This window comes from Mesorhizobium huakuii, from assembly GCF_014189455.1.
In the GTDB taxonomy this organism is placed as follows: domain Bacteria; phylum Pseudomonadota; class Alphaproteobacteria; order Rhizobiales; family Rhizobiaceae; genus Mesorhizobium; species Mesorhizobium huakuii_A.
On record NZ_CP050297.1, the window covers coordinates 176,188 to 188,187 of the forward strand.

Consider the following 12,000-nt stretch of genomic DNA (forward strand, 5'->3'; position numbering starts at 1 on the left):
CGTTTCTCTGCTATAACCTATCGCTTAGTGAGTGTACGCGACGGATGCCGACTTATAGTATTAAAAGTCAAATAGACCTCTTTGAATACTTGAGTTGGTGGCCGCGCTCTGCAAGTTTCTGTCGCCTTCGATGAACGGCAGTTGAATTCCGCGGCGAGCCAGCAGCGAATAATCGATGCCAAGGATCTTGCGGACGCTCGCCAGCGCCGCCTCGTTCACGTCGATGTAGGCGACAATGTACCACTCGCCGTTTTCTTCCCGCGCCATGCCCATCGGCTCGGCCCGCCATTTGAGCGCTCCGTGGTGGGGCATGAAATAGGTTTCCTGGACACCGCCCACCGCGCTGAGGCCCTCGTCGAGCGCGTATTCCATCACCGCGCAGCACAGCTGCGTCAGCGTTCCCCGTAGCCCGGTCGAGCGTTTGTCGGGAACGACGAAGGTGCGCGTCCATTCGGCCCAATCGGGACGTCTTGGGACGCCCGATCTTTCACACATGTGAGAAAAAACCTCCGAGACCATGTGCGGCTCGCTTGTTGGGATCAGTCGAGCCGAGGTCACCACGCGACCGTCCTCGATACCCAGCAAATAGGTTGCTGCGTCCGTATCGAACTGGTCCCGCTCTCGACCGTCTGGGCTCGGAGGGCGCCAGTGTTTTTGATGCACGAAGAAGTCGTGACGTCGGCGCAGAAACTCGTCGAATTCGTTTTCGTAGAGATGCTTGTTCAGCGCATTGACGACATGAGCAGTGATCATTGCGCAATCCCCCGATCGTTCTCCGAGGGAATAGTTGCAGCCGCGCTAAAGTACGTCACCTGTCCGATCGGACAGTTGACGCAGCTAGGGATGGATCAAACGCCGGCGCACCGCCTCCACGACAGCTTGCGTGGTCGTGCCGACGCCGAATGCCTCGCGGGCTCTCGTGGCATGCCATTTGACGGTGCGCTCAGCCAGGCCGAGAATCTGGGATGTTTCAGAGGAGGTCTTGCCTGCGGCAGCCCACAGAAGCACTTCCTTCTCCCGATCGGTCAGGATACCGTCAGCTTCGTCTTCGATATCCGACAAGGCCTGGATCGACATCCCGGCGTATACCGCCATGGTAACCAGCTGCACCTGATGGCGCGGCGACAGGCTGCAGCTCTTTTGCGAGCAAGCGAAGGACAGGACGGATTGCCAATGGTGGACGCTGAGCATCGGCACGGCAAAGCCGCTGCAGATACCGAACTCCGTCGCCTCGCCCGCCACGCGTCTGGAGCCTTCGGTATCGGACCATTTTGCCGGGACTTCGGCCCACAGGAACGGCTTCAGGGTTTTTGCCGAATAGATACAGACGCCGTCAACGGCGGCATGCTCGGCTTCGACATAGCGTTCGAACCAACCCTCAGGCCAGCCGTTCAGTTCCACCATCGGTGCGAGCTTCTGCCCTCCGAGGGGAACACCACTCAAGATGAGATGTTCGAAGCCGAGATTTCTCACAGTCTCAAGCAGATCGGTCAAAAGCGGTCCGGTCGCCGTGTGCTTCCGGCAGCGTTCGACAAAGTCGAATACGTCTGAATCGATCATGCAAGAGACCCCCCATCCTTGCGCTACGATAGAAGTATAACCCAATTGGGCAGCTTGAAAATATCTTAATGGCGTTGGCGTTTGCCAGGGGATAAGAGGAGCCTATAGCACACTTGTTGAATTGCTTTCGATTGCAGTAAGTGGCGAACAAAATGACCGTTTTCGAGTAATAAATTGATACAATTGGCAAGTCACCATGGTTACATATAATACTGATTAATTTCCGTGCGTTACGAAGAGATTATATATCGCGAACGTGACGGCGAATGTTGAAAGAGCCCCTCCTGTTCACGGATATGTCTGATCTGATTGGGAGCGTACTTCATCGGGCTTGGTCGGCACGTCTTGGAAGCGCCTCCGCCAGAAAGGTCGGCTCGAGACGCGCCCCTCCTGTTGGTAGGCTTGAAGCCGGTTTCCCTCATATGCCTTTCTGATCGCATTCAGGCGTTCGGCATACGATGGCAAGGCCTTCATATCCCCAGCCAGATGAGCTGCAGCCGCCTGCGCGCCCCTTATACCAAGATTCACTGATCAGAACTCCTGAGCCCAATCTCGCAGGCCGATAGACATGATCCGCCATGGTTGCTCGACGAGCTTGTTCCATGCGTCGCAACAGTGATCGACAATTTCGTCGTAGGAGCCGAACACCCGGTTCGATAACCAGTACCCGCACTCCGCTCGCAAGGCAGGCCCGGTACCACCATCCGTCCGGCGCAGATTCGACGACGAGAAAGCCGTCGAGGTCGGTCGATGCTCGTCGATGCGGAAGCCGGCAATACCGGCTCACCAATCGGTCCAGTCCTACCGGCCGCCCGGCCCCGAGAAGTCGTGTCAGGAACGCCCCGCGGCCTGTGGCATCTATGAGAAACCGCGCCCGGATGAGCCGAGGGCCGGCTGGTGCGGTTAACCTCAGGGCAGGGCGGTTCCGACCGCCCGACAAGCTATTGGCCATGCTCAGCGGCAGGTCATGGCCCAAAATTATGCGGAGTGCTGCGCCCGCAAACTCCAGTCCACATCTCGGTCAATCCGCGAGGACTCCGCATAATCCTGCGCTCCTTCGACGGGGCCGGCGGATGTGAAAAGGGCAAAACGGGCAGCGACGAAACCTGCCGGAGAGGCGGCATTCTCGGAGGATGAGATTTCCATCCTGCAATTCCGCATCTGGCTGAAGGACGTGAGCCCGATGATGTGGCGTAGGGTTCAGGTTCTCTCGACGATGACGCTACGCGAGTTTCATGGCGTCCTTCAGGTCGCGATGGGATGGGAAGGCATCCACCTTTACCAGTTCGTCATTCACACGGTGCGGTACGGCTCGTGGGAGGCGGGTGCCCGCTCTCCGGCTGTCACACTTGGCAATCTGCAACTGCGTAAGGGCAGCCGGTTCCTGTATGGGTACGACCTCAACATCCCCTGGGAGCACGAGGTCCGGCTAGAGGAACGCCGGCCTGTCAAACCCGGCGCTCACTATCCGGCGTGTATGGGCGGCGACGGCAACTGTCCGCCTGAGGATTGTGGTGGACCGGAAGCCTGGATGTGGCAGAGGGACAAGGCGCTCGGGCCTGACCTCCATGAGGATCTCGCCACAGCATTGGAATTCATCACGGAAATCGGCGACACCCGGTCCCTTGCGCTCCTTGATGATCCGGACCGCGCTGGGGAATTGCAGGATGTCAATCGGCTCGCAATCGGGACCCTGGGTCGGCGCGCAAAAGGGGGTCTGACTCACATTTGATGATTTTGCATGGCGGCGTGGTGCTGTTTTCTGAGGGGAATCAGCACCATGGTGAGAAATTTGCGTTTGTCGTCCTTGATCCCGGCGGGATTGGTCGTTGAGGCCATCGCTGAGAACGAAGGAGTGATTGTCATTACCGCGCGGTCAGGGACGCCGGCGCGGCCTTGCCCTCTTTGCCGCAGAGTGTCGAGCCGGGTCCACAGCCGCTATGTTCGACGCGTGTCCGATCTTCCCTGTAGTGGGACGAAGGTGGAGCTCCGCCTCGTCGCGCGTCGCTTCGTCTGCGATGCACCGCTGTGCCATCGACGAATCTTCGCCGAACGCTTTGACGACAGTGTTGTCACCGAGCGATCGCGCCGGACCTCGCTGTTAGCGGTCGTCAGGAAGTGCGCATAAACGGTGCCATGTGCAGTTTGGGGTTTTCCTGTGAGAGAGGAAGGGGCTGCTGATTGGGTTTAGTCAGTTGGGGCCTGTTGGCTCTGGATCTCCTGCTGGATGTCGATGGCGTAGCATGACCAGATCTTGTCGCGCAGCTCGGTGAGGAGCTCGAAGACGGCGAGCGCCTGGTCGGGTGTCCATGTTGTTGGGATGTCTAGCGGGAAGAAGAGCGGCAAGCCTGGTTTTGCAGGTGCTGTCATGGCTTTGCCGGCCTTCTTTGGACGGCGCGCTGTTCGGAGCGTTCGGTCGCCTCTTTGAGACGGTAGGATTGGCCTTCGATGGCGATCACCTCGGCATTGTGGACGAGACGATCGACCATGGACACGACGCAGGCTGCGTTGGGAAAGACCTCGTGCCAGTCGGCGAAGTTTCGATTTGTGGTGACGAGAGTGCTCTTGGTCTCATAGCGTCGGCTGATGAGCTCGAACAGCAGGTCGGCGTGGCGGTTGGTATAGGATAGGTATCCGACCTCGTCGATTACGAGAAGCGTGGGGGCGGCGTAATGTGCCAGACGCCGGCGCAGGGCGGAGGCACTGTCGATGGCGGCCAGATCACCGAGAAGCTGTCCGGCGCTTGTAAACAGGGCGGTGTGGCCATTCAGGACAGCATGGTAGGCGATGTTCCGGGCGAATGTTGACTTGCCGACGCCGTTGGGTCCGATAAGGACGGCGTTGCCGGCGTCGCGGATAAAATCGAGCCTCATCAGAGCCTCGATGGCCTGTCGGTCGCATCGGGTCGGAAAGGACCAGTCGAAGTCGCAGAGCGGCTTGAATCGGCCGATCTTGGCGTCCTTCAGCCGGCGGTCTTGACTGCGCCTGGCGCGCTCGTCCTCTTCCCAGTCGAGGAGTGTAAGCGCCCATCCGGCTTGAGTGGCGTCCTGCCAGTGGGCCACAAGCCCGTGCAGATGCAGGCGCGCGGCGCGGTCACGCCCGTCTTCCGGATCAGGAGTGGTCATTGGGGGTTTCCTTGAGACGGTCGTAGATGTCTAGACGGGCGGGCCTGACGGGGCTGTCCTTGTCCTGCACATGCTGAGGCAGCGCGACATGCAGCAGTGGGGGTTGGCGGCGCCGTTCACGTCGGCGCTCAAGGATCAACTGCACAGCGTTGGGATGGGGCGCTGGCCCTTCGAGTGCCAGGACCTCCAGGATCCCGGCCTGAAGCTCATTGGCTCCGTAGTGCTCGAGCAGTCGGTTCAGTCCGATGACGGCAGAGTGCAAGGAGTGACCGTTCTGAGCCGCGCGCTCAAGAAGCGCGGTACTGGCCGGGACGGCCATGGCCAGGCGATCAGTCGCGCTGTGACGCCGGGCCCCACGCTTCTCATCGACCAGTGCCTTGATATGGGCGGTATCTTCTGTCTGGGCGCCCTTGTCGTAGCTGCGGACGTGACAGGCAATGATCTGCGCACCGTCCAGGATGCGGACCTCCTTTTGCGTTGCCGTCACGCTCAAGGTGCGAAGCACGTAGGCGTGGGGCACGGAATAGTCGTTCAGATCGAAGCGGGCGTACGGGGTCTTGCCGATGGAGACGGCGATCTGCGCCGGCCATGGGAACGGATTGCCTGGTAATGGCAAGAGGTAAGGCGCCTCCAGGGCGGAGGCCTGTCGTACGGTGATGTCCTCACCTGGGCAAAGCCTGTCTGCGGCGACGCCGTCGCACCAGGCATCGGCCTGGGCGTTGAGGTCTTCCAGGCTGGTGAAGCCGCGGGCGGCAAAGAAATTGTCGCGGATATACCGGATGGCGCGCTCCACGCGCCCCTTGGAGTCGAGCGCGCATTGCATATGGTGACGAGCATGGTGCGCAAGTTTTTACCGTCACCCATCCATTCCATCCTTTGCGTGGACAGACGTTCGATCTGCTTGCCGTTCGCAACAACTGGGGCGGAGACCGCGTGTCCTATGCCGGTCCGGACGGGCGGCTGCGCACGTTGCCCGTCGAGTGGACGGACGTTCTTGAGCCCGACCTCGTAGTCACTGTCGGCGCCGGCCGCGCCTTTTTCCGGACTGATCATCTGCGAGAGCTGCGCAAGCTCCTGGATGAGTGCGTGCGTCAGGGGGAGGCGCCGTCATGTTAGGGGAATTATGTTCCATGTGTCTCGATAATTATATCCCGAGACCGGTTAAGCAGCGCCCTTATGGTAACCGTATGCCTAGATGGATCGGCGGAATTGCGGGATATTCCGCAAGTCAGCGTCCCCATTGTCTTGATCTTTCATCTTATTGTGTACATAATTATAAAGACACTCCCGCAGGCAACCTTAAGGAGACACCGTATGGCAATAGGCTCCCGCCAACGCGCACACCGCCAGCAGGCCCTGGAAGCTCAGGGCGCATCCCACCCGCATCCCGAGGCAGTGGCGGACCCGCTCTTCCGCGACAGCGCATTCTTCGACCCGAACGACCTGGTCCAGGTCAAATACGAGATGCTGCGCAGCGTGGAAAAGGACGGGCGTGCGGTGGTGGAGGCGGCAGAAGCCTTTGGGTTGTCTCGGCCGGTCTATTACGTGACGCGAGAGCTGTTCAATCGCGAGGGCCTGCCTGGCCTGTTGCCCCGCAAGCGTGGACCGAAGCGCCCGCACAAGCTCACCGAGGAGAATCTTGCTGTCCTGGCGCAGGCCATACGAGAGAGCGAACAGATGCCAGGCGGTGCGGAGTTGGCTGCCCTACTCGTCGAACGATGCGGCATCAGTGCCCACCCCCGGAGCATCCTGCGAAGACTGCTTCCCTATCTGAACCAGCCGGAAAAAAAACTGCTGTGACCGTCGATGCGCTCCCGCTCGATACCATGCAGTTCACCGCGCAATACGAGCTGATCCGCTCGCAGGTCATCAACGCCGCTCGCGACGCCCCGCACAGAGATCTCGGCGCTCAACCACGCGGTGTCGGCCTTGGCTTGCTGCTGCGAGAAGGGATGCCCGGGTGGCTCGGCACAATCGACAGCGTGATACGCGCATCACTGTCCCGGCGGACCATGGACGCTCCTCTGCCGAAGCCGGCTGACCCCCTCGCCGAGTGCAGCATCGGGTCGCCGTGGTTCTCCGGTGTGCAACGCCAGGACATTACGACCCTTCTGACGAGTCTGGTTCTCTCCACTCGTCTTGTTGACCCCCTCCTCACCGACGGAAGGATATCGGTCATGCCAATGAACAGCGAGGCTCATCAGAAGATCACAGCGGCGCACCTTTCGCGCATGGCGTATCTGTACGTCCGCCAGTCGACGCTGCGCCAGGTGTTCGAGAACACCGAGAGTACCAAGCGCCAATATGGGCTGCGCGACCGTGCCGTGGCGCTCGGTTGGCCGCTCGATCGGATCGTCGTCATTGACAGCGATCTCGGGCAATCTGGCGCCAGTGCGGCCGATCGCGAAGGCTTCCAACGCCTTGTGACCGAGGTCAGTCTCGGTCGCGTTGGGATCGTCCTGGGACTGGAGGTGTCGCGGCTCGCGCGCAACAATACCGACTGGCATCGGCTGCTCGAGCTTTGCGCGCTCGGCGACACACTTATCCTGGACGAGGATGGCCTGTACGACCCGGCTCACTTCAACGACAGGTTGCTGTTGGGGCTGAAGGGCACCATGAGTGAGGCCGAACTGCATGTGCTCAGGGCGCGTCTTCGTGGCGGGATCTTGAGCCGCGCCCGCCGCGGCGAGCTGAAGCAGATGGTCCCGGTCGGCTTCGTCCATGACGTCCGCGATTGCGTCATCATGGATCCGGACGCCCAAGTGCAGGCGGCGGTGCGACTGTTCTTCGATACCTTCAGACGCACCGGCTCCTGTTTGGCTGTGGTCAAGGAGTTCTACGCGAAGGATCTGCTCTTCCCGCGCCGCCTGAGAAGCGGCGCCCACAAGGGTGAGCTGGTCTGGACGGAACTCTTGCATTGTCGCGCGCGACAGATCATCCACAACCCCCGCTATGCCGGCGCCTTCGTCTTCGGCCGCACCAAGAACCGGCGTTTGCCGAATGGCAAATACTCCTCCCGGCAGGTCCCGAGCGAGGATTGGATCCTATTGCGCGATACACATCCGGGCTACATTAGCTGGGAAGACTACCTGTCGAACCTGGAGCGGGTGAAGGGCAACGCGCTCGCCTGGAGTTCGGAGCGGCACCATGGTCCCGCCCGGGAGGGGCCGGCCCTGCTGCAGGGGCTCGTGATCTGCGGTGCCTGCGGAGAACGGATGTCGGTGCGCTATCACTCTCATCGCAAGGCCGAGATACCGAGCTACTGGTGCGGCCGTCGCCCAATGCACCGAGGCGAGATTGGTCTGTGCCAAACGATACATGGAGGCGCGCTCGATGCGGCGATCGGAGAAATCCTCATCGAGGCGATGACGCCGCTCTCGATCGAAGTGGCGCTGGGCGTGCAGCAGGAACTCGCAACCCGCCAGGAGGAGGCCGACCGGCTCCGCCGGCAGCATGTGGAGCGGGCCAAGTACGAAGCCGAACTCGCCCAACGTCGCTTCCTCAAGGTCGATCCAGACAACCGCCTGGTCGCTGACGTGCTGGAAGCGGATTGGAACGCCAAGTTACGGGCGATTGCCGCCGCGCAGGAAGCATACGACAAATCCGCCGCGGCTGACGTCAGTGTCGTCAACGATACGGAGCGGGCGGAATTGATGGCCCTTGCCAGCGACTTCCCACGCCTCTGGCGGGATCCGCGCACGAAGATGAAGGACAAGAAGCGCATGCTGCGCTTGTTGATCGATGACGTGACCCTCACCAAGGGGGACACGGTGCATGTCGATATCCGTTTCGTCGGCGGCGCGACGCGTTCGCTCGATCTGCCGCTGCCGAAGTCGTGCGTCGTGTTGCGTACGACGGATGCCGCCGTGGTGCAGGAGATCGATCGACTCATCGACACCTATACCGACAAAGAGATCGCCGACCTCCTCAACGAGCGCGGGGTGCGCACGGTGGTGACGACCCCGTGGACCGCTGCACGTATAGGGCGGCTTCGCCATATCTATCAGCTTACCGATCGGCGTACGCGCCTGCTCGCGCAGGGCCTGCTGACCCCTGAGGACGTCGCGACCCGCTACGGTGTCGTGATCTCCACCGTGCATCTCTGGCGTCGGCGGGGCCTGCTGCGTGCCCACCCGGTCAACGATCGGGGCGACTTCCTCTACGAGATCCCGCAGCAGGACCTGCCGGCGAAGTTTGCTCACAAACTTGTTTACCAGGTCGATCCCGTAACTTCTTCATCACATAGCGGACGAGGTGCAGTATGAGCCTAAGCCCTTGTCGCGTGGCCGCCGTGGCCGGGCTGGCAGGATTGTGGTGCCATAGTGCCGGGCCATATCCTGGTACGTACGGTTGAGGCCGGGATCATAGCGGTCTGGGTTGGTCACAGCCGCCTTGAGATTGTCGCAGACCGTGATGGTCGCCACTCCGCCGAAGGCGGCGAACATGCCGACATGGCAGCCGATCCAGTCGCCCAGCCCTTCGCTCGGCCGAGCCTCGCAGTAAACATAGCTGGAGGCTCCCAATGCGCCGACGAACAACTTCATGGCCTGAGCTTCGCCCGTTATCGGGTCGACGATATCGATGGTGTCGCCGGCGTAATCGACAAACACCTTCTCACCGGCGGCGTGGCGTTGGCGCATCGTTGGCGACACGCGCTGCTTCCAGGCCTCGTAGCTCGTGCAGAACCAGGTATAGCCATAGCCGTTGGGACGGTCCGTGCGATATTCCACCCAGAGCAGCGAACGCGTCACTCCGGGGCGGCGCAGTTCCCGATCGACATGAGCCCAGTCAGGCTCGGGGCCGCGGTCGGTCTTGACGCAGACCTGCCCCGGAAACAGCAACCGTTCCAGGCTCGTGTCGGTCATCGCCTCGGGCAACGGCCAGGTTAGTTTGGCTGCATTGGCCCGGTGAAGGTAAATTCCCACGGCCCCTTTGCTGATCCCCAACGACTTGGCAATCAGCCGGCTGCTAAGCCCGCTCTCGTACTTCAGTCGCAATAGTTCGCGTATGCGGCGCATCGACAATCTCTCGGTCGGCATCTGGATTCCTCGTGTCAAAACGAGTGTGTCCATAGCCCAGTCAGACTGTCGGTCGGGATCCCTTCACCCTTGCTCTAAAGGTGCCCACGATCCTCTGAAATCACTGCCCACGATCCTCTGAAATGGGTGCCCACGATCCTCTGAAATCCGCACTGCACATGAGTCGAGCACCAGCAGATGGTACTTGTCGAGCTTTGCGATGGCCCCTTCGAGATCGAGATTGCGGCGGGCGGCTTGCAGTTTCTGAACAAGGTCGGTGGTACGCGTGAACAGAACACGCCACCCATTCTCGATCAGCCCGACGCCGATGGCGGCCGCCAGATGCGATTTTCCGCCGCCTGGCCCGCCAAACAGCATCAGATTGGCGCCGTTCTTCAACCAGACATCTCCCGCGACCAATGCCATGACCCGGGCCTTCGAGACCATGGGCACAGCCGTGAAGTCGAAGGCATCGAGGGTTTTCCCCGGAGGAAGACGCGCTTCAGTGAGGTGGCGCTGCATACGCCGCGTTTCGCGTTCGGCGACCTCGAACTCAGCAAGCGCCGCCAGCAGCCGGGAAGCCGGCCAGCCTTCGGTGTCAGCCCGCTCGGCGAAGGTGTGCCAGGCCCTGGAGATGCCCGGCAGCCGCAGATCGGTGAGCATCAGGGACAAGCGCGCGGTATCGACAGGATCGTTGGGTCTCATGCCGTGACCTCCACGCGGGTGCCGATAAGCCTGTCGTAATCGACCAGTTTACCCAGATTGACGCTGACCTGCGGGACACAGGCCGGGTTCGGCGCGAACCGGGCGCGCATGCCGTCAAGCGTCGGCAAGGTTCCCGCATCGAGCTCGCCCTGGATGGCGTGGGCGAGTGCGGCCTCGACATTGCGCTCATGGGCGAGGCTCAGCAGTTCCACCGTCAGGCGGCAGGCATCGCGTTCCGGCAGCCTCTCCATGGTGGCATTGTAGAGATTGCGATAGGCATCCCTGGGGAAGAGCTGATCGCGATAGCCGAGTCTGGGCAAAGCCCCCGGTTTCTGGCGCAGGGAATGAATGACGTGATGATAGTTCACGACATGCTGGGTGGGGCCGAGCTGGCCTCTGACGCGCGGCAGCTTCATCAGGGACGTGCCGCCGAGGAACAGTTCGATATGCTCCTTGAAGAGCCGTGCGCGCAGCCGATGTCCGATCAGCCGTGAAGGAACGGTGTAGAAGACCCGGCGAAGGGTAAACCCTCCACTGCTGGTGACGTAGACGATCTCGTCTTCGCCTTCGGGCTGGCGCTTGCGCGGCAGCGCCAGCAGGCTTTCGCGCTCAATGGCGATCTCCCTGGCCCGACGGGCATTGCGCTGGCCGACAACCTCGTCGATGAAGGCGGCAAAACTGGTGACGTCCGCAAAGTCACGCGTTCCGCGCAGGAGAAGAGCATCTTCCAGTTCCCGCTTCAGATCGCCATGGGATCCTTCGACCGCGCCGTTCTCGTGGGCGACGCCGCGATTGTTGCGGCTGGCCTTCATGCCGTAATGGGCGCAAAGCGCTTCATACCGATCTGTCATGTCCTGTGCGGTATCGGCATTGAGATTGCGGAATGCAGCCGAAAGACTGTCCGTGCGGTGATCGCGCGGCGCGCCGCCGAGAGACCAAAGGGCGTTCTGCAAACCACTTGTCAGCGCGGCAAAACTCTCGCCGCCTTCGACAATCTCGGCATGCTCGAATCCACTGTATGCAAGTCGGAAGTGATAGAGCAGGTAATCGAAGGTCACGCTGGCGATCGTGACCTTGAGGCCCGGTGCATGGGTAAAATCCGACAGCCCCATGCGTCCCGGCTCGTGAACCTGCCGGAATATGACATCCTGATCTCCTCCATGGATCGCGCGCCATGCGCGGATCCGGCGCTCAAGTGTGCGGCGAATACCAGAATCGAGCTCGGGATGACGCTTGCAAAGCTCACGAAGAATGCCGACAGGGCGCAAGCCGGGAGCGCTTTGCAGCATGGGAACCACCTCTTCGGTGAATATCCCTTCCAATGGATCAGGCCGACGTCGTTCGTGTTTGGCCTTCTTCTCGCTTGGTGGACGGGGGTCTGATTCGATCCGATAACCAGTGGATGGGCTGAAACCTGATTTGGCGGCCGCGACAGGGACACTGTGCTTCTGGCGATTTTGCATATAGAGCCTCGATTGTTGATCCGTGATGTGACTGCCGGACATTCATTCTTCCTTTGAGCGGGAAGAAGAAATGCACCCGACACATCGCGATCACCAGACGGCGTGAACCCTATGTGGGTTCGCGCCGTC

11 protein-coding genes and 3 pseudogenes are annotated in these 12,000 nt (G+C 61.0%); 5 read left to right on the forward strand and 9 right to left on the reverse strand.

Translation table 11 applies throughout. The features are described from left to right. Positions 1 to 60 precede the first annotated feature (60 nt). From HB778_RS35525 to HB778_RS35535, 3 genes and pseudogenes are all read right to left on the reverse strand, one after another. Positions 61 to 753, reverse strand: a complete 693-nt coding sequence (locus HB778_RS35525) for an acyl-homoserine-lactone synthase (RefSeq protein ID WP_183465345.1) — start codon at positions 751 to 753, stop codon at positions 61 to 63. An 84-nt stretch (positions 754 to 837) separates the two neighbouring features. Next, the gene (locus tag HB778_RS35530) at positions 838 to 1,560 is read right to left on the reverse strand and encodes a helix-turn-helix transcriptional regulator (RefSeq protein ID WP_183465346.1); all 723 of its coding nucleotides are present in this window, start codon (positions 1,558 to 1,560) and stop codon (positions 838 to 840) included. 531 nt (positions 1,561 to 2,091) lie between these two features. Continuing rightward, a pseudogene (locus HB778_RS35535) lies at positions 2,092 to 2,223 on the reverse strand (IS630 family transposase); the annotation flags it as partial. 412 nt (positions 2,224 to 2,635) lie between these two features. On the opposite strand from HB778_RS35535, the gene HB778_RS35540 reads away from it, so the two are divergent. Together HB778_RS35540 and HB778_RS35545 are read left to right on the forward strand one after the other, a co-directional pair. Beyond that, positions 2,636 to 3,292 carry a plasmid pRiA4b ORF-3 family protein gene (locus HB778_RS35540; RefSeq protein WP_244662035.1) on the forward strand — a complete coding sequence of 219 codons (657 nt, stop codon included), beginning with the start codon at positions 2,636 to 2,638 and terminating at the stop codon, positions 3,290 to 3,292. A 48-nt stretch (positions 3,293 to 3,340) separates the two neighbouring features. Beyond that, positions 3,341 to 3,688 carry a transposase family protein gene (locus HB778_RS35545; RefSeq protein ID WP_183465347.1) on the forward strand — a complete coding sequence of 116 codons (348 nt, stop codon included), beginning with the start codon at positions 3,341 to 3,343 and terminating at the stop codon, positions 3,686 to 3,688. 59 nt (positions 3,689 to 3,747) lie between these two features. Here the strand turns inward: HB778_RS35545 and HB778_RS35550 are convergent, their stop codons facing one another. The 3 genes from HB778_RS35550 to HB778_RS35560 are packed head-to-tail and all read right to left on the reverse strand — an operon-like array spanning position 3,748 to position 5,478. After that, complete coding sequence (locus HB778_RS35550) at positions 3,748 to 3,930, reverse strand: hypothetical protein (RefSeq protein ID WP_183465348.1); 183 nt, start codon at positions 3,928 to 3,930, stop codon at positions 3,748 to 3,750. After that, complete coding sequence (gene istB / locus HB778_RS35555) at positions 3,927 to 4,685, reverse strand: IS21-like element helper ATPase IstB (RefSeq protein WP_183465349.1); 759 nt, start codon at positions 4,683 to 4,685, stop codon at positions 3,927 to 3,929. The genes HB778_RS35550 and istB overlap by 4 nt, the downstream gene beginning before the upstream one ends. Next, positions 4,672 to 5,478, reverse strand: a complete 807-nt coding sequence (locus tag HB778_RS35560; RefSeq protein ID WP_183465350.1) for a Mu transposase domain-containing protein — start codon at positions 5,476 to 5,478, stop codon at positions 4,672 to 4,674. The genes istB and HB778_RS35560 overlap by 14 nt, the downstream gene beginning before the upstream one ends. Positions 5,479 to 5,501: 23 nt before the next feature. Here HB778_RS35560 and HB778_RS35565 point away from each other — a divergent pair, with 23 nt between their 5' ends. The 3 genes from HB778_RS35565 (at position 5,502) to HB778_RS35575 (ending at position 8,950) form a co-directional block, all read left to right on the forward strand. Further along, positions 5,502 to 5,801 (forward strand): DUF5372 family protein, encoded by a 300-nt coding sequence (locus tag HB778_RS35565; RefSeq protein ID WP_183465496.1) that lies wholly within the window; start codon positions 5,502 to 5,504, stop codon positions 5,799 to 5,801. Between the two features lie 198 nt (positions 5,802 to 5,999). Then, positions 6,000 to 6,485: a helix-turn-helix domain-containing protein gene (locus HB778_RS35570; RefSeq protein WP_244662037.1), complete on the forward strand. Its 486-nt coding sequence runs from the start codon at positions 6,000 to 6,002 to the stop codon at positions 6,483 to 6,485. Continuing rightward, a complete protein-coding gene (locus HB778_RS35575; RefSeq protein WP_183465351.1) occupies positions 6,482 to 8,950 on the forward strand; it encodes a recombinase family protein in 2,469 nt (822 codons plus the stop codon). Before HB778_RS35570 ends, HB778_RS35575 begins: the two co-directional genes overlap by 4 nt. 9 nt (positions 8,951 to 8,959) lie before the next feature. Here the strand turns inward: HB778_RS35575 and istA (HB778_RS35580) are convergent. From istA (HB778_RS35580) to istA (HB778_RS35590), 3 genes and pseudogenes are all read right to left on the reverse strand, one after another. Beyond that, positions 8,960 to 9,724: pseudogene (gene istA / locus HB778_RS35580) on the reverse strand (IS21 family transposase); the annotation flags it as partial. Between the two features lie 132 nt (positions 9,725 to 9,856). After that, a pseudogene (locus HB778_RS35585) lies at positions 9,857 to 10,408 on the reverse strand (ATP-binding protein); the annotation flags it as partial. Continuing rightward, entirely contained in the window at positions 10,405 to 11,913 is a 1,509-nt protein-coding gene (gene istA, locus HB778_RS35590; protein WP_183465353.1) for an IS21 family transposase, read from the reverse strand. The pseudogene HB778_RS35585 and the gene istA (HB778_RS35590), both read right to left, overlap by 4 nt. Between the last annotated feature and the right edge of the window lie 87 nt (positions 11,914 to 12,000).

What these genes read in the sequence shown, in the direction of transcription:
- HB778_RS35525 (WP_183465345.1), bottom strand. Translation starts at nt 753, where the DNA reads ATGATCACTGCTCATGTCGTCAATGCGCTGAACAAGCATCTCTACGAA.
- HB778_RS35530 (WP_183465346.1), bottom strand. Translation starts at nt 1,560, where the DNA reads ATGATCGATTCAGACGTATTCGACTTTGTCGAACGCTGCCGGAAGCAC.
- HB778_RS35545 (WP_183465347.1), top strand. Translation starts at nt 3,341, where the DNA reads ATGGTGAGAAATTTGCGTTTGTCGTCCTTGATCCCGGCGGGATTGGTC.
- HB778_RS35550 (WP_183465348.1), bottom strand. Translation starts at nt 3,930, where the DNA reads ATGACAGCACCTGCAAAACCAGGCTTGCCGCTCTTCTTCCCGCTAGAC.
- istB (WP_183465349.1), bottom strand. Translation starts at nt 4,685, where the DNA reads ATGACCACTCCTGATCCGGAAGACGGGCGTGACCGCGCCGCGCGCCTG.
- HB778_RS35570 (WP_244662037.1), top strand. Translation starts at nt 6,000, where the DNA reads ATGGCAATAGGCTCCCGCCAACGCGCACACCGCCAGCAGGCCCTGGAA.
- istA (WP_183465353.1), bottom strand. Translation starts at nt 11,913, where the DNA reads ATGTCCGGCAGTCACATCACGGATCAACAATCGAGGCTCTATATGCAA.